This window comes from Mesonia profundi, from assembly GCF_031085155.1.
Classification (GTDB): Bacteria; Bacteroidota; Bacteroidia; order Flavobacteriales; family Flavobacteriaceae; genus Mesonia; species Mesonia profundi.
Genome location: NZ_JAVHUL010000026.1, coordinates 19,591 through 41,552, shown reverse-complemented (window position 1 = coordinate 41,552; position 21,962 = coordinate 19,591). Strand labels below are relative to the sequence as shown.

The 21,962-nt window shown below is 36.3% G+C and carries 18 protein-coding genes; 13 read left to right on the top strand and 5 right to left on the bottom strand.

Features of this window, described 5'->3' with window-relative positions; all coding sequences use genetic code 11:
* Positions 1-99 precede the first annotated feature (99 nt).
* The 3 genes from RBU60_RS10160 to RBU60_RS10150 all read right to left on the bottom strand — a co-directional run bounded on the left by RBU60_RS10160 (position 100) and on the right by RBU60_RS10150 (position 4,333).
* On the bottom strand, positions 100-1,494 hold the full coding sequence (locus tag RBU60_RS10160) for a DUF5723 family protein (protein WP_308864811.1): 1,395 nt from the start codon (positions 1,492-1,494) through the stop codon (positions 100-102).
* Positions 1,495-1,749: 255 nt separating this feature from the next.
* Complete coding sequence (locus RBU60_RS10155; RefSeq protein ID WP_308864810.1) at positions 1,750-2,970, bottom strand: serine hydrolase domain-containing protein; 1,221 nt, start codon at positions 2,968-2,970, stop codon at positions 1,750-1,752.
* 106 nt (positions 2,971-3,076) lie between these two features.
* Positions 3,077-4,333, bottom strand: coding sequence for an ABC transporter permease (locus RBU60_RS10150; protein WP_308864809.1), 1,257 nt, complete (start codon positions 4,331-4,333; stop codon positions 3,077-3,079).
* Positions 4,334-4,482: 149 nt separating this feature from the next.
* Here RBU60_RS10150 and purH point away from each other — a divergent pair, with 149 nt between their 5' ends.
* The 13 genes from purH (at position 4,483) to mptB (ending at position 19,572) form a co-directional block, all read left to right on the top strand.
* Positions 4,483-6,015: a bifunctional phosphoribosylaminoimidazolecarboxamide formyltransferase/IMP cyclohydrolase gene (gene purH, locus RBU60_RS10145; RefSeq protein ID WP_308864808.1), complete on the top strand. Its 1,533-nt coding sequence runs from the start codon at positions 4,483-4,485 to the stop codon at positions 6,013-6,015.
* 47 nt (positions 6,016-6,062) lie between these two features.
* On the top strand, positions 6,063-7,091 hold the full coding sequence (locus RBU60_RS10140; protein ID WP_308864807.1) for a rod shape-determining protein: 1,029 nt from the start codon (positions 6,063-6,065) through the stop codon (positions 7,089-7,091).
* Positions 7,092-7,111: 20 nt separating this feature from the next.
* The gene (gene mreC, locus RBU60_RS10135; protein ID WP_308864806.1) at positions 7,112-7,930 is read left to right on the top strand and encodes a rod shape-determining protein MreC; all 819 of its coding nucleotides are present in this window, start codon (positions 7,112-7,114) and stop codon (positions 7,928-7,930) included.
* Positions 7,923-8,429: a rod shape-determining protein MreD gene (locus RBU60_RS10130; RefSeq protein WP_308864805.1), complete on the top strand. Its 507-nt coding sequence runs from the start codon at positions 7,923-7,925 to the stop codon at positions 8,427-8,429. The genes mreC and RBU60_RS10130 overlap by 8 nt, the downstream gene beginning before the upstream one ends.
* Positions 8,426-10,288, top strand: a complete 1,863-nt coding sequence (gene mrdA, locus RBU60_RS10125) for a penicillin-binding protein 2 (protein ID WP_308864804.1) — start codon at positions 8,426-8,428, stop codon at positions 10,286-10,288. The genes RBU60_RS10130 and mrdA overlap by 4 nt, the downstream gene beginning before the upstream one ends.
* Positions 10,289-11,542, top strand: a complete 1,254-nt coding sequence (gene rodA / locus RBU60_RS10120; RefSeq protein WP_308864802.1) for a rod shape-determining protein RodA — start codon at positions 10,289-10,291, stop codon at positions 11,540-11,542. It abuts the gene before it with no gap.
* Between the two features lie 123 nt (positions 11,543-11,665).
* A complete protein-coding gene (locus tag RBU60_RS10115; protein WP_308864801.1) occupies positions 11,666-12,001 on the top strand; it encodes an arsenosugar biosynthesis-associated peroxidase-like protein in 336 nt (111 codons plus the stop codon).
* 44 nt (positions 12,002-12,045) lie between these two features.
* Positions 12,046-13,098 (top strand): arsenosugar biosynthesis radical SAM (seleno)protein ArsS, encoded by a 1,053-nt coding sequence (gene arsS, locus RBU60_RS10110; protein WP_308864800.1) that lies wholly within the window; start codon positions 12,046-12,048, stop codon positions 13,096-13,098.
* A gap of 33 nt (positions 13,099-13,131) precedes the next feature.
* Positions 13,132-14,424 (top strand): NAD(P)/FAD-dependent oxidoreductase, encoded by a 1,293-nt coding sequence (locus tag RBU60_RS10105; protein ID WP_308864799.1) that lies wholly within the window; start codon positions 13,132-13,134, stop codon positions 14,422-14,424.
* A 6-nt stretch (positions 14,425-14,430) separates the two neighbouring features.
* The gene (locus RBU60_RS10100) at positions 14,431-16,020 is read left to right on the top strand and encodes a 4Fe-4S binding protein (RefSeq protein WP_308864798.1); all 1,590 of its coding nucleotides are present in this window, start codon (positions 14,431-14,433) and stop codon (positions 16,018-16,020) included.
* Positions 16,020-16,715 (top strand): glycosyltransferase family 2 protein, encoded by a 696-nt coding sequence (locus RBU60_RS10095; protein ID WP_308864797.1) that lies wholly within the window; start codon positions 16,020-16,022, stop codon positions 16,713-16,715. The genes RBU60_RS10100 and RBU60_RS10095 overlap by 1 nt, the downstream gene beginning before the upstream one ends.
* Positions 16,712-18,190, top strand: coding sequence for a cellulose synthase family protein (locus RBU60_RS10090; RefSeq protein ID WP_308864796.1), 1,479 nt, complete (start codon positions 16,712-16,714; stop codon positions 18,188-18,190). The genes RBU60_RS10095 and RBU60_RS10090 overlap by 4 nt, the downstream gene beginning before the upstream one ends.
* A gap of 2 nt (positions 18,191-18,192) precedes the next feature.
* A complete protein-coding gene (gene mptB, locus RBU60_RS10085; RefSeq protein ID WP_308864795.1) occupies positions 18,193-19,572 on the top strand; it encodes a polyprenol phosphomannose-dependent alpha 1,6 mannosyltransferase MptB in 1,380 nt (459 codons plus the stop codon).
* Here mptB and RBU60_RS10080 read toward each other — a convergent pair.
* Positions 19,520-20,158, bottom strand: coding sequence for a lipid-A-disaccharide synthase N-terminal domain-containing protein (locus RBU60_RS10080; RefSeq protein WP_308864794.1), 639 nt, complete (start codon positions 20,156-20,158; stop codon positions 19,520-19,522). The genes mptB and RBU60_RS10080 overlap by 53 nt on opposite strands.
* A 66-nt stretch (positions 20,159-20,224) precedes the next feature.
* Positions 20,225-21,757: a carbon-nitrogen hydrolase family protein gene (locus tag RBU60_RS10075; protein ID WP_407660201.1), complete on the bottom strand. Its 1,533-nt coding sequence runs from the start codon at positions 21,755-21,757 to the stop codon at positions 20,225-20,227.
* Positions 21,758-21,962 lie beyond the last annotated feature (205 nt).

The following is a 21,962-nucleotide window of genomic DNA, read 5'->3' as shown; positions in this document are numbered from 1 at the left end:
ACATTCCCTTCTTTCTTCTGAAAAATAACTATATCATCATTCGCTAAAAGTTGCGTTTATGAGTTGAATTCAAGATTCTAATACTTAGAAGAAACAAGTTTATGAGTTAGTTTTTGGTTCTTCTATTTCTTCTAAGCTATTATTTTTTCTTGATCCTATACCAAATCGAAGTCCAAGATGTAGATCTATTTTTTTTATTTCATCTTGTAACATAGCAGAAAGGGCAGAGGAAGATCCTAGATAGAAGAAGCCACCTAAACGTAAGCCAAATCCAGCATTAAACTTAGAGATGCTAGAAATACTTAAGGGCAAATAAGCTTCGAAACCATTTGCAGAATACCTAGGAATTAAGGCGTAAGTGCTATAATTAGGTATTACATCGTTATTACTGTTTTTTACCAGACTTTGATTAATTTGTAATGTTCCAAAAAAATTACCTATTATTTGATAGTCTGCATATATATGTAAAGAAGTAGGGAGTTTTACTTTTGCACTCGTAGCAGAGCTAGTAGACTCAAAATAATTACTTTCTTCTAATACTCCCATAAGATCTTCAGCATTCTCTATATCATTAAACTCGGCGGTATTAAATCGCTCGTTTGACGGAATATTTAATTTATAGGTTTCTTTTCGAGCATTTTCTTTAATATTCATGCTTCCAATATCTTTTACAGCGAGTCCTAAATTTAATTTATACGGATATTTTAAGTTGGTGTTTTTAATTTGATAATTTAAGCCAATATCACTTCCAATTCCCTCAATACCATTGGCCAGAAAGCTATAATTATATTCGTCAAAACTTCGATTGAAAATGCCAGAATACGTGAGTTCTACATCGGCATTAGCCTTACTAAAATATAAGTCATCCTCTTCTCTTTCTATATGAGCATTGAGCTTATTAATTCCTCCATTGGCATAAGCTTCTGATGCGAGTAATTTTACGGTTACTCCAGCAGAGAGTTTTGCTTTTTCATTCTCCATGATATTTCTGGCGACAGAGAAATCTAAGGTTTGATATGCAACAGCAGTTATACGCTGATTATCATTGGTTTTTACTTCGGTTATGAAGTCTTCTTCGGCATCAATAATATCTATAAGTTTAGGGTCTAAATTGGTTAATGAAACGTTGGCATTAAGAGTATACTTAAACCCGAAACCCCATTTTTTAAGCCTTACACCAATTGATGGTCCCATTAATTTAAGGTTAACACTGGTACTAAAGGGATCTCCGCCACTCAATAAAGCGGCTTCGTAATCTTCTGAGGACTTATCAGAATCTATAAAATCTAACATATTAATCTTGTTGTTAGAGGCATTAACGCTTAAGTGAAGTATTCCTATGTCTACTTTATTAGAAAGGTTTACGAGTTCTGCTGGGTTATAGTCTACATTCAGCATTGTCGTTTTTCTCGAAGTGTTGATTCCTAAAAAATGTTCTTGAGAGAACATAATCAAAGAGCAGAGACATGCTAGTACTAGGAAGATTTTTTTCATCGTTCGTTATTTAGATAATTACTTTAGTTATGGTAAAATAAGAACAAATGAATGGAGCTTGTAATACCCGAAAATGGGTATTTATTCAAACGATGCTTGTTTTTTACGATGTAACGAGAATCTGTTAATTGACCGAGAGTAGTTTTTAATCTAATTTGTAGATGAGTTTTTATTTAGGATGAAGGGCATAATAAAAATCGCATAAAAAAATACCTCGTAAAAGGTGTTTTATAAAGTTTTAAAAAAAGAAAGAATTTATTTTTTAGTCAGAGCATGAGTCATTTCTGCTTGTTCTATGCTAAGAATATCATTTTTAAAAGTGATTTTGATTCCTGCAGGTTTAAAGACAAACGTGTTTTTAGAAGTAGGAGTCAGCTTAAAGGAAGACTGTCCTGTAGCTTGCGCCATTAAATCCCCATCATCGTTAGTGACGCTAATGTCTAAAGAAAAAGTGTCGTTTCCATAAACCCCTTCGTAAGAAGTTAGGATTTCCATAGAAAGAACCACTTCTTCTTCATATTGGGGTAATTGATAATTATCCTTAAAGTAAATGGCTAAAACACCCAGAGCAACATCGTTGAGGTTGATGGAGCTGCCATTAGAAGTTAATATAAAAGCCATTTTTTCGTTGGGGAAATATCCTGCCATAGATAAAAAGCCATCAATACCTCCCGTATGTCCGTAGGCTCTATTCTCATTATAAGGCAATTGAAAGAGCCCTAGCCCAAAACTATCCTCAAAAATTTTCATGTTGAGCAAGCTTCCTGGAGAAAGTAATTTTCCTTCCAATAAGGCGGTATAAAATTTGGCAATATCAGTAGGAGTAGAAATAATATTTCCTGCGCCCAAAGGAATACTCATATGGGTTTCTTGCTCTTTTTTCCGAGCACCCATTTTACGGGAATAAGAAAAAGCCTCATTTTTCTTGGAGTTTATTTTTTCGCCCACTTGGGTATTTTTTAATTTTAGCGGCTTAAAAATTCTTTTTTCTAAGATATTGGCAAAACTATCTTTATCAAGATCTTCTGAGATAAAGGTAAGTAAAAGGTAGTTGGTGTTAGAATATTCTCCTTTTTCTCCGGGTTCAAATGCTTTTCCGTTTTTCTTAATGATCGCCAAGAGTTCTTCTTTCGAAAGTGCTTTGGTGTTGATGCTTAAATAGTCTTCTGCACTGGTAAAATTAAATAATCCGCTGTGATGATTTAATAATTGCTGAATGGTGATTTCTGAAGCGTTTACAATCTCGGGATAAAACTCAGCCAAATTCGTGTTTAGCGTTAGTTTGCCTTCGTCTATAAGTTGTAAAATAACCGTGGCGGTAAAACTTTTGGTGATCGAGCCTATTCTATACTTGGTTTTTTCGTTGGCTTTTTTCTTTTTCTCGACGTTCGCAAAACCAATACTTCTAGAGTATACTTTTTCTCCATTTTTGGTGATCGCGACACTTTCCATCATTTTGTGATGTTGTTCTAACAAATCAAATAGGCTGTCTAATTTCTGAGTATTTAAATTTTTCGCTTCCGCGGAAGCGAAAACAAAATGGATACTTAATAATGCGATATATTTTTCATTAATAAGTGGTTTACATTCCAGTACGAATAGCTTCTACAGGATCTAATCTAGAGGCAGAAATAGCGGGAATTATACCCGAAATTAATCCAATTAGTGCAGAAACAGACATCCCGATGATGATGTTAAAGGTAGATAAAACAAAGTCAAAATCTTCTGTTAGGCTAGAAGCAATTAAGGAAATGATCCAGACCAAAAATAAGCCAACCAAGCCGCCAATAATAGCCAAAACAACAGCTTCAAATAAAAACTGAAGTAGGATAAACTTGTTTTTGGCTCCTAAAGATTTTTGAATACCTATGAGGTTGGTGCGCTCTTTTACCGAAACAAACATAATGTTGGCAATACCAAAGCCACCTACAAGTAAAGAAAAGCCACTAATAATCATTCCCATAAAGTTAAGTTGCCCAGTGATATTGTCTATAAAATCTGTAAATCCTTTTAGCTGATTGGTGAAAAAATTATTGACATCTGTAGGCTTAAGACCTCTAAAAATTCTTAGGTGTTGCTCTAAGCTGGCAATATATTCGTCGTTATCTACGCCTTTTTCAGGTTTCACCACAATTTGCGGAAAAACACTTTTGTTATTGTCTCCATAAATCCTTCGAGCCACATTTACGGGGATATAAATGATGCCATCTTTGGACGATCCAAGCATACTAGAGCCTTCTTTCTCTAAAACGCCAATCACGGTAAATTTTCTTCCGTAAAGCCGTACTTTATTTCCAGTAGCAGAAATGGCTTGTCCAAAGAGATTTTCGGCAATTTCGTGTCCTAGAACAATAACGGGGGAGCCACTATTGGCTTCAGCTTCGTTGTAAAATCTGCCGTCTAATAATTTTAAAGACTCAATGTCGTAATATTCACTTCCCGTAGCTCCAATTTCAACGCCTTCTACCTGCTTGCCTCCAAAAGTGATGGTTTCTCGGTTGACGTTAAGCCTATAGGTAACCGCTTCTGTTTCAGACATATTTTTCTTAAGGTGCTGGTATTCGGTATAGCTTACATCGGGAAACTGTTCTCTTTTCCACTGAGGAATATCTGTAGGACCAAAAGAAAAACGCATGATGATAATGGTGCTACTATCTAGAGAGCTCAAACTTCCTTTTACTTCTTTCTCTAAAGAATCTACAGCAGCCAAAACCGCAATAATGGAGAAAATACCAATGGTTACCCCTAAAAGGGATAAAAAGGTTCTTAGTTTGTTGTTTTTGAGGGCGTTAATCGCAAAATTAAAACTCTCTTTGATGATGCGTAAATAGATGAGCATAAGGCCTTCTAGCTAAGATTTAATAGGTCGCTTTAAAGATAGGACGTTTTCCTTATTTTTTTGTTACAATTTTATAAGAATAAAATCCTATTCATGTTTAACTTTTGAGCTTAAAATATTACTTTTGCGACTCCAAACAACAACACTACATGAGTCATTCAAAAACTGCAAAATCAGCCTTAATTTCGGTATTTCACAAAGATGGATTAGCACCTATCGTTAAAAAGCTTAACGAGCAAGGGGTAAAGATCTATTCTACCGGAGGAACAGAAACTTTTATTAAGAATTTAGGAATAGAAGTTGTTCCTGTAGAAGATGTCACTTCTTATCCGTCTATTCTTGGGGGAAGAGTAAAAACATTACACCCTAAAGTATTTGGTGGTATTTTAAATAGACAAGATCACGAGGGGGATGTGAAAGAGATGGAGCAGTATGAAATTCCGCAATTGGATATCGTAATTGTAGATCTATATCCTTTTGAAAAAACGGTAGCTTCTGGCGCTGCAGAACAAGATATAATAGAAAAAATAGATATTGGAGGAATTTCTCTAATTAGAGCTGCAGCAAAAAACTTTAAGGATGTGCTTTGCGTTTCTTCTATGAACGATTATGAAGAGTTTTTAGAGTTAATTTCAGCCAACAAGGGCGCTATTTCTTTGGCCGATAGAAAACGTTTTGCAGGAAAAGCCTTCCAGGAATCCTCTCATTACGATACGGCAATATTTAATTACTTCAATCAGAATGAAGATGAGGTGGTTTACAAGCAGAGCATCACACAAGGGAAGCAATTAAGATACGGGGAGAATCCACATCAGAAAGGATATTTCTTTGGAGATTTTGATGCCCTTTTCGATAAATTACACGGAAAAGAATTGTCTTATAATAATTTACTAGATGTAGATGCAGCGGTAAATTTAATGGGGGAATTTAAAAATGATGCCCCAACCTTTGCTATTTTAAAACATAACAATGCTTGCGGATTAGCACAAAGGGAAACCATTTTAGGGGCTTATAAGGATGCCTTGGCAGGAGATCCAGTTTCGGCTTTTGGCGGAGTTTTAATTTCTAATACCAAAATTGATGTCGCTACTGCAGAAGAAATTCATCAATTGTTTTGTGAGGTAGTGATAGCGCCAAGCTATGATGAAGATGCCTTAAAGGTTTTAAAAGGAAAGAAAAACCGAATCATTTTGATCCTAAAAGAAGTTGAGCAGCCGGCAAGGACGGTGAGAACTTGTTTAAACGGAGTTTTGGTTCAGGATAAAAACTTAAAAACTGATACAAAAGAAAATCTAAAAGAGGCTACAGACACAAAACCAAGTGCAGAGCAAATAGAAGATTTATTGTTTGCTTCAAAAATTTGTAAACATACCAAATCGAACACCATTGTTTTGGTAAAAGGAAAGCAACTTTGTGCCAGCGGAACCGGACAAACTTCTCGTGTAGATGCGTTGAGACAAAGTATAGAAAAAGCGGAAGCTTTTAACTTTGATTTAGACGGAGCGGTAATGGCAAGTGATGCTTTTTTTCCTTTCCCAGATTGTGTCGAAATAGCTGATAAAGCAGGGATTAAGTCGGTTATTCAACCCGGAGGGTCCATAAAAGATCAATTAAGTATAGATTATTGCAATAAAAATGATATTTCTATGGTTATGACAGGAACGCGTCATTTTAAACATTAACTTTATACGCTTATAAATTACCCTAATTCAATACCTTTTTAAATTCTATGGGATTTTTTGATTTTCTAACAGAAGATATAGCAATAGATCTTGGTACGGCCAATACTCTTGTTATTCATAATGATAAAGTAGTGGTGGATAGCCCATCTATCGTAGCTAGAAACCGAGTAACCGGAAAAATTATTGCAGCTGGAAAAGAAGCTGCAATGATGCAGGGAAAAACTCACGAAAATATTAAAACCATAAGGCCTTTAAAGGATGGGGTTATTGCAGATTTTGATGCAAGTGAGCAAATGCTTACCATGTTTATTAAAGAAATTCCTGCTTTAAAAAAGAAGATTTTCACTCCGGCCTTACGTATGGTCATTTGTATCCCTTCTGGGATTACAGAGGTGGAGATGCGAGCGGTAAAAGAAAGTGCCGAACGTGTGAATGGAAAAGAAGTTTATTTGATTCATGAACCTATGGCCGCAGCAATTGGTATTGGGGTAGATATTATGCAGCCAAAAGGAAATATGATTGTAGACATAGGTGGTGGTACCACAGAGATTGCGGTTATTGCCCTTGGCGGAATTGTTTGCGATAAATCTGTAAAAGTAGCAGGAGATGTTTTTACCAATGATATCGTGTATTACATGCGAACACAACATAACTTATATGTAGGAGAGCGTACCGCAGAAAAAATTAAAATTCAAATTGGAGCAGCAACAGAAGATTTAGAAGTGCCACCAGAAGAAATGAGCGTTCAAGGGCGTGATTTACTTACTGGAAAACCAAAGCAAGTAGAAATTTCTTACCGAGAAATAGCGAAAGCTTTAGATAAATCAATTCTTCGTATAGAAGATGCAGTGATGGAAACCTTATCACAAACTCCTCCAGAGTTAGCAGCCGATATTTATAATACCGGAGTGTATCTTGCAGGAGGAGGATCTATGTTGAGAGGATTAGACAAACGTTTATCTCAAAAAACAGATTTACCCGTTTACATTGCAGAAGACCCTTTAAGAGCTGTAGTGCGTGGTACAGGGATTACTTTAAAAAACCTTGCTAAATTCAAGAGCGTTTTGATTAAATAGGGAAGAGAAGAGACTAGAGTATGCAACAGATTATCAATTTTCTTATCAAATATAAGAATACCTTGCTTTTTTTATTTTTATTTCTGTTGTCTGTTATCTTTACCATACAATCGCATTCTTATCATAAAAGTAAGTTTATAAGTTCAGCCAATTTTTTTACCGGTGGAATTTACTCTTGGGTAAATGACGTTGACATGTATTTTAATCTAAGAGAATACAACGAGAGATTGGTAGATGAAAACAAGACGCTAAGAGAAAATTTAGCGGCTTTAACAGAAGTCGAGTTAGACTCTGTGTTTACCGACACTACTTCTTATAATGATCCCTATCAATTTATCACTGCAAAGGTTATTGCCAATAGGTATTCTAAGCGAGATAATTTTTTATTGGTTAATAAAGGGAAAGCAGATAGCGTTGCCACAGATTATGGAGTGATAACCAGTAGAGGAATTGTGGGAATTGTAGATGAAACTAGCCAAAATTACGCGAGGGTAATTTCTATTTTAAACACTAATTCGGCGATTAATGTAAAACTTAAAAAGTCAGATCACTTTGGAACACTCACTTGGAACGGAAAAGATCCTAATAGGGTGCAGGTAGAAGAGATTCCGCGATTAGCGCCTGTAAAAAAGGGAGATACGATCCATACAGATGGGAGATCTTTAATCTTTCCTAAGGGAATTCCGGTAGGGATTATAGAAGATTTTCATTTAAAAAGCAATCAAAATTATTATGAGATTGATGTAAGGTTGTTTAACGATATGACCAATGTAGGCTATGTCTACTTGATCAAAAACAACAATCAAGAAGAAATTAAAAATTTAGATAGCAATGAATAAATTTCTAATTTCAAATATTGCTCGATTTATAATTCTAGCTTTATTGCAAGTACTCATTCTTAGTAATATTAACTTTTTGGGATACATCAACCCCTATTTATACGTTTTCTTTATTTTATTATTGCCGCTTAACCTAACGCAGTATAAGACTATTTTTTTTAGTTTTTTAATAGGATTAACCATAGATATTTTTGAAGATACTGGAGGAATTCACGCTGCAGCTTCCGTTCTTATTGCTTACTTAAGACCTAACTTTTTAAGGTTTTCTTTCGGAATAAGTTACGAACACCAAACCGTAAAATTCCATCAAACGCCTTTTGCGCAACGATTTACCTATATTTCATTGTTGGTGCTTATTCATCATTTGATGTTGTTCTCCTTAGAGATATTTGATTTATCTTATATCGTATTGATCCTGAAGAAAACTTTGTTTTCTAGCCTATTTACCATTCTTTTAATTCTTATTGTAACAGGCCTATTTAAACAGAATAAAAAATGAGAAAATTACTTTCCGTAGCTATTATTTTAATCACTGGATTTGTTTTTATCGGGAGGCTATTTTATATGCAAGTGGTAGATACTTCGTTTGTAGGGCTTTCTGAAAATAATGCAATTAGCGTGGACTATGACTACCCACAGAGAGGTTATATTTTTGATAGAAATGGAGAGCTTTTAGTCTCTAATCAGCCTTCTTATGATGTGATGGCTATTCCAAGAGATATTGAACCTTTTGACACCTTAGAGTTTTCTGGCTTGCTTAATATTTCTATAGAGCGATTGGAGAAGCAATTGGATAAGGCTAAAATCTACTCTCCTAGATTGCCCTCGGTTATTGTGCCTCAGCTTACTAAAGATGAGTTCGCCTTCCTGCAAGAAAAAATGCGGAAGTATGAGGGTTTTTATATTCAGAAGAGATCATTACGAGATTATAAGACTAAAAATTCAGCAAGTGAGTTGGGTTATATTTCTGAAGTTACTAATGCAGAAGTAGATAACCTCCCTTACTATAAATCCGGAGATTTAATTGGAAGATCTGGGGTAGAAAAACAATATGAAGAAGTTTTAAGAGGAGTTAAAGGCGTTAAATACACGCAAAAAGACCGATTTAATAGAAATATTGGACCTTATAAGGAAGGAATTTACGATACGCTTCCGGTAAAAGGAAAAGACATTACTTTAACGCTAGATGCCAAATTACAGGCCTACGGTGAGAAATTAATGCAAGGTAAACACGGTGGTATTGTAGCGATAGAACCCTCTAGCGGTGAAATCATTTCCTTGGTCACCGCTCCAACATATGATCCCGCCTTACTCGTGGGAAGAAAAAGATCTAAAAACTTTACAAAGCTCTGGTACGATACCATTAATAAGCCACTTTTAAATAGAGGATTACAAGCCATGTATCCTCCAGGATCCCCTTTCAAAGCCTTAACAGGTTTAATCGCTTTAGAAGAAAATGTAATCGATACCAAAGAAACCATAGGATGCCATATGGGGTTTAGGTATGGTAGAAAATCGAAAATGGGATGTCACTCTCACGCGAGTCCGCTTTCTATGACTCCGGCATTAGCGCAGTCCTGTAATACGTATTTCGCTAAAAGCTATAGGAGAGTGATCGATAAATATGACAAAGCCAGTGACGGAATGGATGCTTGGAGTAATCACCTAAAGAGTTTTGGATTGGGAGGATTCTTAGGGAACGACCTGCCTGTAGGTCAACCAGGAAGAGTGCCAAACGGAGACTATTACGATAAATGGTATCCTGGGGGTAGATGGACTTCTACCTACACTCTATCTAATGCTATTGGACAAGGAGAGGTTTTGGCAACACCTATTCAGCTAGCTAATTTTACGGCGGCCATAGCCAATCGAGGATGGTTTTATACACCACATATCTTAAAAGAGATTGATGATAAACCTATAAAAGATGAAAAGTTTATTCAAAAAAATCAAACCACGATTAATAGAGAGCACTTTGATCCTATTGTAGAAGGAATGTTTGGTGTATATGAATATGGAACAGCTCGATTTTTACAAATTCCTGAAGTCGAAATTTGCGGAAAAACAGGTACTGCCGAAAATTTCACCAAAATTGATGGCGAAAGAACTCAGTTAACAGACCATTCCATATTTATTGCTTTTGCTCCTAAAGATGATCCTAAAATAGCTATCGCAGTAGTGGTAGAGAATGGATATTGGGGCTCTCGTTTCGCAGGAAGAATAGCCAGTTTAATGATAGAAAAATATTTAAAGGAAGAGATTAGCAGAAAAGACTTAGAAAAATGGGTGTTAGAACATTCTTTAGAAGAAGAATATGCAAAACCCTATAGCGGAGAACCTTTTAGAATTAATCAATAAATGGGAAAATCTACCGAAATAGACTGGATCACTGTATTTCTTTTTATAATACTAGTAGGGTTTGGTTGGATGAATATTTATTCGGCTTCGTTAAATGAAGCTTCTACGGGTTTTTTTGATATGAGTCAAACCTATGGGAGACAAGCCTTATTTATTGGATTAAGCCTCATTTTAATTGTATTTATTCTTTCTGTAGAAGCTAAGTTTTATGAGCGTTTTTCGAGCGTGATTTATTTAGTCGCCTTATTGTCCTTGCTGGGACTTTTTGTCTTCGGTAGAACTATCTCAGGATCCACTTCCTGGTATACTTTTGGAAGCTTTAGTATTCAGCCTACGGAATTTGCTAAAATTGCGGCTGCCCTAGCCTTAGCAAAATACCTAAGTGATATTCAAACCAATATCAAAACTTTTAAGCATCAAATAACTGCTTTTGGTATTCTTTTTCTTCCTGTACTTTTAATTATGTTACAGCCAGATCCTGGAAGTGCTATAGTTTATGCTGCATTTTTCTTTCCATTATATCGGGAAGGGATTTCAGCTGGTTACTTGTTGGTGTTTCTTTCTTTCGGGGCTCTTTTCGTGTTTACGCTACTTTTCGGAAGTATATGGGTTTCCATAGGTGTAATTCTAATGGCTCTATTGGTTTTGTTTATTAATCGGAAGAAAAAACGGAAACACTATATACGATACATTTTAGTGACCGCATTCTCCATAGGCTTTGCCTTTTCCGTTACGTATATCTTTGAGAATGTTTTTAAACAACACCATCGCGATCGTTTTAATCTTGTATTAGGAAAAGAAGTAGATAGTCACGGAATAGGCTACAATACGCGCCAAAGTGAAATCGCCATAGGAAGTGGAGGGTGGACAGGAAAAGGATGGACTCAAGGAACCCAGACGAAAGGAAACTTTGTACCAGAACAACATACAGATTATATTTTTAGTACGGTAGGAGAAGAGTGGGGTTTCTTAGGGAGTAGTATTTTAATGGTTTTATTTGTTTGTCTACTTCTACGGATTCTTTTTTTAGCCGAACGACAAAAATCCCAATTCAGTAGAATTTACGGTTATAGTGTTGCTGGGATTCTATTTATACATTTTTTTGTGAATATAGGAATGGTCATGGGTATTTTCCCTACCGTAGGAATTCCCTTACCATTTTTTAGTTATGGAGGCTCTGCTTTATGGGGTTTTACCATCTTACTGTTCATATTTATAAAACTGGATAGCAATAGAAAAAACTACCAATTTTAAAGAACTAAGCTTTCTAAATTAACGGTACATTAATCATCAATACGATTAGGCAATCCAAGTTTCTTTCTTCTTCGTAAGTTTATAGACTAGACAACGACTTTAATCTATCTAAAAACAATTCCCATGAGTAAAACCTATTATGACCCCGCAGATCTAAGAAATTTTGGAAAAATTACGGATTGGAGTGAGGAGCTTGGAGAGAAATTTTTTGATTACTACGGAAAAGTTTTTGAAGAAGGAGCATTAACAGCACGTGAGAAATCACTCATTGCTTTAGCGGTTTCTCACGTAGTAAAATGCCCTTATTGCATTGATGCTTATACCCAAGACGGACTAAAACGTGGAATCACCAAAGAAGAAATGATGGAGGCAGTCCACGCAGGAGCCGCGATAGAAAGCGGAGCAACTTTGGTACACGGAGTGCAAATGATGAAAAAATACGATAAGCTTTCTCACTAAATTTTTTTTGAAGAAACTTATTTTTAATCTAGAATCTAGCTTTTATGGCGACGAAATCCTTAAAAAAACAAAAAAATAAACTTGCAGATGCCAATCGGCAGCTAGAGATATTATCTAGCGGTATTTTTGAAGACGAATTGCCCACGTTTAAAGATAAGGTTTCCCAAACTCACCAATTTCCTTTACGTCCTAAAGGCTTAGAAATTCTTCAAATTAATTTGGGGTATATGTGTAATCAGGTTTGTGAGCATTGCCACGTAGATGCTGGGCCAGATCGTAAAGAGATTATGACCAAAGAAACTATGCAGCAGTGTTTAGAGGTCATTCAAACTACAGGTGCGCATACCTTAGATTTAACTGGAGGAGCGCCAGAAATGAATCCGCTGTTTAGATGGTTTGTAGAAGAAGCTTCTAAAGTGGGGATCAAAGATTTTATAGTGCGTTCTAATCTTACCATTATTAGAGCGAATAAAAAATACCACGATTTACCAGACTTTTTTAAGCAATACAATGTACACGTTGTTTCTTCTATGCCGCATTGGACGCGAAGAAAAACAGATAAGCAGCGGGGAGTAGGTGTTTTTGATAAAAGCATAAAAGCCCTTCAAGAATTAAACGAACGTGGCTTTGGAATGCCTAGTAGCGATTTGCGCTTAGATTTGGTTTACAATCCTAGCGGCGCATTCTTACCTAGCGATCAAGCTAGTATGGAACGCGATTTTAAGAAAGCCCTGCTCGAGGACTTCAATATTCACTTTCATAGTTTATTTGTAATCACCAACCTCCCTATTTCAAGGTTTTTAGATTATCTTATCGCTTCAGATAATTATGAGGATTATATGTATAATTTAGTAGATGCGTACAATCCTGCAGCGGTAGAGAATGTGATGTGTAGAAATACCATCTCCATAAGTTGGGATGGGTGGCTTTATGACTGTGATTTTAATCAGATGTTAGGTTTAAAAGTAGCGAGTAAAGTGAAGCATATATCAGATTATAACGAAGAGGTTTTAAACGATAGAAATATTATTACTTCTCAACATTGCTACGGTTGTACGGCAGGAGCGGGAAGCAGCTGCCAAGGTTCTGTTACTTAAAATTTGTATATTATCCTAGTTTAAATTGATCACATGTCCCAAAAAGTAGTCATTATTGGAAATGGAATTGCTGGAGTGACCGCAGCAAGACACATTCGTAAATTTTCCGATAAGGAGATTTTAATCATCTCTGCAGAAAGTGAATATTTCTTTTCGAGAACGGCGCTTATGTACATTTATATGGGACATATGAAGTTTGAACACACGCAACCCTATGAGAATCACTTTTGGAAAAAGAATAATATTCAGTTGCTACAAGCTTTTGTAGCAAACATAGAGGTTAATTCTAAAAAGTTAATCACTCAAAACGGAGAAGAAATTGCCTACGATCAACTTATTTTAGCTACGGGTTCTCAAACTGCTTTTAGGGGTTGGGAAGGCGAGAATTTAAACGGAGTTCAAGGCTTGGTGAATAAACAAGACTTGGAGCTATTAGAAAAAAATACACAAAATATTAAGAAAGCGGTCCTTATTGGCGGCGGATTAATCGGAGTGGAATTGGCAGAAATGCTCCATACCCGAAAAATTGATGTCACCATCCTGATTCGGGAATCTGGGTTTTGGGGCAATGTTTTACCACAGCAAGACGCTCAGTTTATTTCTAGACATATTGAAAAACACGGAGTCGAAATCTTAGAAGAAACCGAACTCGATAAAATTATAGGAGATAAAAATAATCAAGTTAATGCAATCCTTACCAAAGATGGAAAAGAAATTAGTTGTGACTTTGTAGGTATTTGTACGGGTGTTCAGCCCAATATCGATTTTTTGAAGAATTCGGGAATAGAAACTAATAGGGGAATTCTAGTCAATAAATACCTAGAAACCAATATCAAAGACGTCTATGCGATTGGCGATTGTGCCGAGCAGAAAGAACATCCAACACATCGAAAAAGTATAGAAGCGGTTTGGTATGTGGGTAGAATGATGGGAGAGACGTTGGCGCAAACAATTTGTGGCAATCTAACGACTTATCAACCGGGACATTGGTATAATTCGGCTAAGTTTTTCGATATAGAATACCAAACTTATGGCAGTGTTTTAGCTAACGCGGAAGAAGACATTGGTGATTTCTATTGGGAAGATCTTAAGCATGAAAAAGCTGTGCATATTCAATACGCTAAAGCGGATGAAACTTTTCTGGGCATCAATACCTTCGGAATAAGAATGCGTCACGAAGTAATTGATGAATACTTATCTCGACAAATGAAACTGCAAGAAGTGATTTCAAATTTAAAAAAGGCCAATTTCGATAAGGAATTTTCTAGAAAGTATGAAAAGCAGATTCAAGCTGCTTTTAACGAAATTTATTCAAAAGTAACCTAAAGCTCTATGTATCAATCTCAAAAATCAATGGCCTTAGGCGGGCAGCCACCAAAAGCACTTTCTTCTTTGCAAAAAGTAGCAGTAAGCATGGGAGTGTTAGGTTTACTCATCTTGGTACTCGCGACATTTCAAGTGGAATTACCTCAAAAAAGCTTGTGGTTAAGTCTCGCTTTAGGCGGTATTGGAGGCGGAGTGATTTTATTTTCCGCGGCAGCGTATGGAAATAAATCTGCAGGAATAAAAAATGATGGCGTTTGGTTTAAATCCATTTCTAGTAGAGGACTTTGGGCTTGGGTTTTTGGAGTGTTACTTACAGGATTTTACATTATTTTATATTTTTTCCCGGCTTTAATCGGTCTTCGAGAAGATGCAGCCAATGTAGGTTTAATCGCTCTTTTTGATCCGTTTAGTAAAGCTTTAAGTGGAAATCCCGCCAGCCAATGGTTTGTCTACGGCGTTTTATACACCCTAGCCATTCTTGCTTTCGGATTTAAATTTTTATGGAAATATAGACACAGCCGCTATGAGAAACTAAGAACCATCTCGGTGATGTTTTTTCAGACGGCATTTGCTTTTTTGATTCCAGAATTTATGGCGCGCCTTAACGGAAAAGGTTTTTCGCTTCCTTACTACGATTTAAAAAATATTTGGCCGCTTAATTATTATAATTTTGAACAATACCGCGTAGATGATTTTATAAGTGCAGGAACAGTTGGTGTTGCTTTATTGATTTTTGGAATTGTTTCTATTCTCGTAATTACGCCTATTTTAACCTATAAATATGGAAAACGCTGGTATTGCTCTTGGGTTTGTGGTTGTGGAGGTCTCGCCGAAACAGCCGGAGATTCGTTTAGACAACTAAGCGATAAAAGTACATTCGCTTGGAAGGTAGAGCGCTGGGTAGTGCATAGCGTTGTAGTGTTTGTCGTTTTAATGACCACCGCTGTGATTTATACTTATTTGGGTTATGATCCCGAAAAATATTGGCTTACCAAAGACCTTTTCTTACTCTTAGTGGGAGGTTTACTAAGCTTGGTATTTGCTTGGGTGATGATTTTTAAGCGCCAAGAATTAGAGAAAGACGCGCAGTATGCAGCCATCGGTTATATGGTTATTATTGCTAGTTTGATAGGAATTCATTTTTTTAGTGGCAATGATTTATTTTTATTTCAGGCAGAAACACTTAGGTCTTCTTATGGTTTCCTTATCGGAAGTATTTTTAGTGGTGTGATAGGAACTGGTTTTTATCCGATTTTCGGAAATCGAGTTTGGTGTCGTTTTGGATGTCCTATGGCGGCGATTTTAGGATTTCAACAACGTTTATTTTCAAAATTTAGAATTACAGTAAATGGCGGACAATGTATTTCTTGCGGAAACTGTTCTACCTATTGCGAAATGGGAATTGATGTGCGTGCTTACGCTCAAAAAGGAGCCAATATCGTGCGTTCTTCATGTGTAGGTTGTGGGATTTGTGCTGAGGTTTGTCCGCGTGGAGTTTTAAAATTAGAAAACGATTCCCTTGACGGAAGAATCAACCCTAAAGACGTACTTTTGGGCAACGATGTAGATTTGATGGACTACGTGAATCAAAAGTAATGGCCCCAAGAATTAAAGTGATTATTCCTGCCTTTAACGAGGAAAAATCTATAGGTTTAGTAATTCGAGATATTCCTGAATATGTAGAAGAAATCTTAGTGATTAGCAATAATTCTAGCGATAAGACCGAAGAAAATGCAGCCAAGGCTGGCGCTACCGTTTTAAAAGAAGCCAGAAAAGGCTACGGTTACGCTTGTCTAAAAGGGATGCAATATATCTTCCAGCAAGAAACGTCACCCGATATTATCGTTTTTTTAGACGGAGATTACAGCGATTACCCAGAGCAACTTACGCAACTGGTAGAACCCATTATAAATAAAGACATTGATTTTGTAATCGGAGCGAGGGTAAAGCGACTACGAGAAGCAGGTTCAATGACCTTCCCACAAATCTTTGGAAATGGATTAGCGACTTTTTTAATGAAAGTTATGTTCAACTCAAAATTTACAGATTTGGGGCCGTTTAGAGCGATCAAATATCAAAAATTAGTGGCTTTAGGTATGGAAGATAAAACCTATGGTTGGACGGTAGAGATGCAGCTAAAAGCGCTTAAAAAAGAATACACTTATGAAGAGATTCCTGTAAAATATAGAAATAGGATAGGGGTTTCCAAAGTTTCGGGAACGTTGAAAGGAGCTGTTTTTGCAGGAGTGAAAATCTTAACCTGGATTTTTAAATATGGTTTAAAAAGATGATCTTAGAAATAGTTCTTATCAGTATTTATACCGGGTGTTTACTGCTGGTTTTCTTATATGCCATCGCACAATTAGGACTCTACTTTAACTATTTGAAATCTAAAAAAAATTCCGCGAAAGCGATACAATTCAATTTCTCAAAACCTGAAGAAATTCCTTTAGTGACCATTCAATTGCCTTTGTATAACGAAATGTATGTGGTGCAACGTTTATTGAAAAACATCGCCAAAATTAATTATCCCCGAGAGAAATTAGAAATACAAGTCTTAGATGACTCTACCGATGAGTCCTTGCAGCCAACACAAGAATTAATACAGGGTTTACAACAAGAAGGTTTAGATATTAAGCACATGACGCGTACCAAGCGCTCAGGGTTTAAAGCGGGAGCCTTAAAAGAAGGTTTAAAAACAGCAAAAGGAGATTTTATAGCCATTTTTGACGCCGATTTTATGCCTAAAGAAGATTGGCTGCAAAAGACCATTCCCTTTTTTAAAGATCCTCAGATAGGGGTTGTACAAACCCGTTGGGGACATCTCAATAGAGATTTTTCTATCCTCACCAAAGTACAGGCTTTTGCGTTAGATTTTCATTTTATTCTAGAGCAAGTAGGACGAAATTTTGGCAACCATTTTATCAATTTTAATGGTACGGCAGGGGTTTGGCGAAAAGAATGTATTCTAGATGCGGGCAATTGGGAAGGCGATACCTTAACCGAAGATTTAGATTTAAGCTATCGGGCGCAACTCAAAAATTGGAAGTTTAAATACTTGGAAGAAGTTGAAACTCCGGCAGAATTACCTGTGGCAATTAGTGCTGCAAAATCCCAACAGTTTCGATGGAATAAAGGTGCAGCAGAGAATTTTCAGAAGTTATTTTTTAAACTGGCCAGAGACTCCAAGGTTTCTTGGAAAACCAAATACCATAGTTTTTTTCACTTATTAAACAGCAGTATGTTTTTACTGGTGTTGGCAATCGCCATTTTAAGTGTTCCTATTTTATACATTAAAGCAGCGCATCCCGATTGGAATTTTGTGTTCTACGGACTCGCATTTTTTAGCGTGAGCACGTTTATTTTTCTGATTTGTTATTGGCTTACCTACACTAAAATTCATGGAGGAGGTTTTAAAAATTTTCTAAATTTTATAGGATTGTTCTTCACTTTTTTTTCGGTGGCTTTAGGACTTTCGGTGCACAACTCTATTGCGGTGATGGAAGGACATTTAGGGAAGAAATCGGACTTTATACGAACCCCAAAATTCAATATTTCTAATAAAGATGAAGTTTGGAAAGCCAATAAATACTTGAAAAGAGAGTTTTCTTTTGCACAAATCTTAGAAGTGTTTTGCCTACTTTACTTTGGTTTCGCCATTTATAGCGCTTTTAAAGTGCATGATTTTGGTTTGCTGCTTTTTCACGTGATGTTATTTATGGGCTTTGGTTTTGTGCTGATTAAATCTTGGGCATTTAAAAATTAAAAGTGAAAGAATTCTATTTAAAATACAAGATTCCTTTTTTCTTTTCAGCAATTCTTGTTGCGTTGTATGCAGCGTTTGCTTACGATCTAGAACGTTATGATTTTGTAAAACTTCTTTCGCTTTACGCCGCTTTATTCTTTTTAAGCTACAAACTGATTCAGTTTCAGCAGGGGAATTTTAAGTTTTTATTGTTCGTAGGAATTCTCTTTAGACTGGTGTTTCTGTTTGCTTTGCCCAACCTCTCTCAAGATTTTTATCGGTTTATTTGGGATGGTAGGCTGTTGGCAGAGGGAATAAATCCTTATTTGTCCTTTCCGCAGCAATATATTTCTTCAGAAAATTTTAACCTATTTCCACAGGTTGGGTCATTGGTAGAGGGAATGGGAAGTTTGAGTGCTAGTAATTATACTAATTATCCGCCTGTTTCTCAGTTGGTTTATGCATTAGCGGGAATCATTGCGCCCAAGAGTATATGGGGTGGTGTAGTGGTGATGCGGCTTGTGTTAATACTGGCTGATGTGATTTCTTTATTTTTTATTCAGAAGATACTTCGTTACCTAAAGCTTCCGGCACATCGGGCTTTTTGGTATTTTTTAAATCCTTTAGTCATCCTAGAACTAACGGGAAATTTGCATTTTGAAGGATTAATAGTCGCTTTTTTAGCCGCCTCTTTTTGGTTGTTATTTCAGAAAAAATACGTTTGGGCAGCCTTACTTTTTGGCCTTTCGGTTTCCGTAAAGTTATTGCCATTGGTACTTTTACCCTTGTTTTTCTATTATTTTAGAAAAAACAACCCGCTAAATCTTCCTAAACTGATACTTTTCTACGGAATCGTAGGCTTAACCGTGTTGCTTAGCTTTGTTCCTTTTCTTTCTGCAGAGTTTTTTAATCATTATGCTTCTTCTGTGGGACTTTGGTTTTCCAAATTTGAGTTTAATGCAAGTGTCTATTATATAGTGAGGTGGCTGGGTTTTCAAACGATGGGGTATAATATCATTGGTATTGCGGGTAAAATATTGCCTCTTTTAGTTTTAGTAGGTGTTTTGTTATTGAGTTTTTTGAAACGAAATACTTCCGAAGAAAATTTATTAACCAGCATGCTTTTTGCGCTAAGTATCTATTTACTTTTTGCTACTACAATACATCCTTGGTACTTAATTACCCCCATCTTTCTAGGCGTTTTTACTAAGTTTAAGTATATTTTTATTTGGTCTTTTACAGTAATTTTAAGTTACTTCGCTTACTCAAATCAGGGTTTTGAAGAGCATTTATGGATTGTGACGTTAGAATATCTTATCGTGTTTTTGTTCGCTTTCGCGGAATTTTTCCCTACGATGAAGCAGAGGATCGTAACCCAATATAAACATTACGTATATAAATAATAGAACCGCCAAAGTGAGATGCTAAAAGTACAGGATCTTCTCTATAGATAGCATAAACCAAAACAATGGCAGAACCTACCAAGCTTAGAATCCAAAATCCTAAAGGTAAACTTGATTTCTGCTTTTGTTCAGAATAAATCCATTGGTAGATAAACCTAAATACATAGACCAATTGCCCAACAATCCCTGTAATTAACAACCAGGTGCCAATCCCTTGATCTTCCTGCTGTGAAAATAAGAGGTTATAGTTGATATCTGCTCCAAAAATACCATACCAAATCGCAAAAATGGGAAAACCAATGACGATAAATTTAAAGATAAAAGGAGAAGGTTTCCATTCTTTTTGTAGCGCTAGATTCCTTATAAAGACAAAATAAATAATTGCCTGTCCCAACATAATAGAAAAATCTCGACGCAAGTAACCGTAGATAAAGAACATAATGGCCCCCAGTAAACTAAGTTTCCAAAAGATAACTGGAGTCTTAATTTTGTTAGCTTTTTCTGACTTAAACCATTGTATAATAATACGGGAAGCAAAAAGAATTTGTGCCGTAAAACCAATCGTATAAATAATCCAATCTTGCATAGGTAAAGGAATAGGATTGCAAAGAACGCAAATTTTTATAAGGCAAGTTTGTGATTTAAAAAAAGCTTAAGATTTTTTTGTACGCTGAAGTTGGTACACATCGGGTCTTCTGTCCTTGAGGTTGTGAACGCTTCCAAATGTATGTAATTCTCGCAATAAGTCGATGTCTACATCGGCAACCAAAATCATTTCGGTGTTGGGAGTGGTTTCGGCTTTTACTCCGTTGGACGGAAAAGAAAAATCACAAGGCGTAAATACTGCAGATTGCGCATATTGAATATCCATATTATGTACATTTGGCAAGTTCCCAACGCTTCCTGCAATGGCGACGTAACATTCGTTTTCTATCGCTCTCGCTTGGGCGCAAAGCCGAACCCGAGAATATCCATTTTGAGTATCAGTTAAAAACGGAACAAATAAAATATCCATTCCTTCATCAGAAAGTAATCTGGAAAGTTCAGGAAATTCCACATCATAGCAAATCAAAATTCCTATTTTGCCACAATCGGTGTCAAAGGTTTTTAGTTCGCTACCACGTTGCATTCCCCAAATTTTAGCTTCATCTGGCGTGACGTGTATTTTTTCATAACGTTCGATGCTTCCGTCTCTTTTGCAGAGGTAACCTACGTTGTAAAGGCTACCATCAATGACCTCTGGCATACTTCCAGAAATAATATTGATATTATAGGAAATAGAAAGCTCAGATAGTTTTTCTTTCACCCTTTCGGTATATCCTGCCAGTTCCCGAATTGCATCAGATTCAGAAAGATGATTGAATTTCGCCATAAGGGGCGCATTAAAGAACTCTGGAAACATTGCAAAATCAGACCGATATCCTGCGAGACTATCAATAAAATACTCGGCCTGCTGCATTAAATCATCCATTCCAATGTAGGAACGCATCTGCCATTGAATTAATCCCAACCTCACAATACTCTTGTTGGCTGATGGTTTTTTGGTAGGTTTGGTATAGTAAATATTGTCCCATTCCATCAAAACCGCGTATTCCCCAGAAGCCTTATCGCCTTCCAGGTATCCTTTTAAAATCCTCACCGGATGAAAATCATTAGATAATTGAAAATTCAGCACAGGATCGTGAATTTCTTTCGCTTTCACCTTTTCAATATACTGTTTCGGAGTGAATTCTTTTGCGAATTTATGGTAGTTGGGAATCCTTCCGCCAAAGACAATTCCTTTTAAATTCAAATTTTCGCACACCTCTTTTCGGTAATCGTATAAACGTCTTCCTAGGCGCAGTCCACGATAAGCGGGTTTTATAAACACATCAATTCCGTAAAGCGTATCGCCATTTTTATCGTGCGCCTTAAAATTTTCATCTCCCACAATATCTTGATACGTGTGGTGATCTTCCACTTCATCTAAATCAACAATCACCGATAACGCGCAGCCTGCAATATCTCCGTTAATTTTAATGACGATTTGCCCCTCTGGAAAAAGAGAAATTAATTTTCCTATTTCATCTAATTTCCAATACGAGTTAGGCATAGAGCCGTAGGAAGAAACCGTAGCCTCTTTTAATTCTTCAAAATCCTCTATGGTGAGGTATTTTAACTCAATATTCTCTATTTTATCCATCATTTTAGTCTCGTATTAATTCATAGCATCATTTTTATGAGGGCAAATTGCGCTGAAAAAGCGCAACCGGGCTATCCGCTATATTTTTTGTTGCGTTGCACTTCACAAAAAGATGCCGCTGCTATCCCTTTTGCAAAAACTTTTTTAGTAAGCTCCATTTGAAAATTAAAAAGATAATTTTATTATTTTTTTCTAAGACCTAAATCCT

What these genes read in the sequence shown, in the direction of transcription:
- RBU60_RS10150 (WP_308864809.1), bottom strand. Translation starts at nt 4,333, where the DNA reads ATGCTCATCTATTTACGCATCATCAAAGAGAGTTTTAATTTTGCGATT.
- RBU60_RS10105 (WP_308864799.1), top strand. Translation starts at nt 13,132, where the DNA reads ATGTCCCAAAAAGTAGTCATTATTGGAAATGGAATTGCTGGAGTGACC.
- arsS (WP_308864800.1), top strand. Translation starts at nt 12,046, where the DNA reads ATGGCGACGAAATCCTTAAAAAAACAAAAAAATAAACTTGCAGATGCC.
- purH (WP_308864808.1), top strand. Translation starts at nt 4,483, where the DNA reads ATGAGTCATTCAAAAACTGCAAAATCAGCCTTAATTTCGGTATTTCAC.
- RBU60_RS10100 (WP_308864798.1), top strand. Translation starts at nt 14,431, where the DNA reads ATGTATCAATCTCAAAAATCAATGGCCTTAGGCGGGCAGCCACCAAAA.
- mrdA (WP_308864804.1), top strand. Translation starts at nt 8,426, where the DNA reads ATGAGAAAATTACTTTCCGTAGCTATTATTTTAATCACTGGATTTGTT.
- RBU60_RS10160 (WP_308864811.1), bottom strand. Translation starts at nt 1,494, where the DNA reads ATGAAAAAAATCTTCCTAGTACTAGCATGTCTCTGCTCTTTGATTATG.
- rodA (WP_308864802.1), top strand. Translation starts at nt 10,289, where the DNA reads ATGGGAAAATCTACCGAAATAGACTGGATCACTGTATTTCTTTTTATA.
- RBU60_RS10130 (WP_308864805.1), top strand. Translation starts at nt 7,923, where the DNA reads ATGAATAAATTTCTAATTTCAAATATTGCTCGATTTATAATTCTAGCT.
- mreC (WP_308864806.1), top strand. Translation starts at nt 7,112, where the DNA reads ATGCAACAGATTATCAATTTTCTTATCAAATATAAGAATACCTTGCTT.
- RBU60_RS10080 (WP_308864794.1), bottom strand. Translation starts at nt 20,158, where the DNA reads ATGCAAGATTGGATTATTTATACGATTGGTTTTACGGCACAAATTCTT.
- RBU60_RS10090 (WP_308864796.1), top strand. Translation starts at nt 16,712, where the DNA reads ATGATCTTAGAAATAGTTCTTATCAGTATTTATACCGGGTGTTTACTG.
- RBU60_RS10095 (WP_308864797.1), top strand. Translation starts at nt 16,020, where the DNA reads ATGGCCCCAAGAATTAAAGTGATTATTCCTGCCTTTAACGAGGAAAAA.
- RBU60_RS10075 (WP_407660201.1), bottom strand. Translation starts at nt 21,757, where the DNA reads ATGATGGATAAAATAGAGAATATTGAGTTAAAATACCTCACCATAGAG.
- RBU60_RS10115 (WP_308864801.1), top strand. Translation starts at nt 11,666, where the DNA reads ATGAGTAAAACCTATTATGACCCCGCAGATCTAAGAAATTTTGGAAAA.
- RBU60_RS10140 (WP_308864807.1), top strand. Translation starts at nt 6,063, where the DNA reads ATGGGATTTTTTGATTTTCTAACAGAAGATATAGCAATAGATCTTGGT.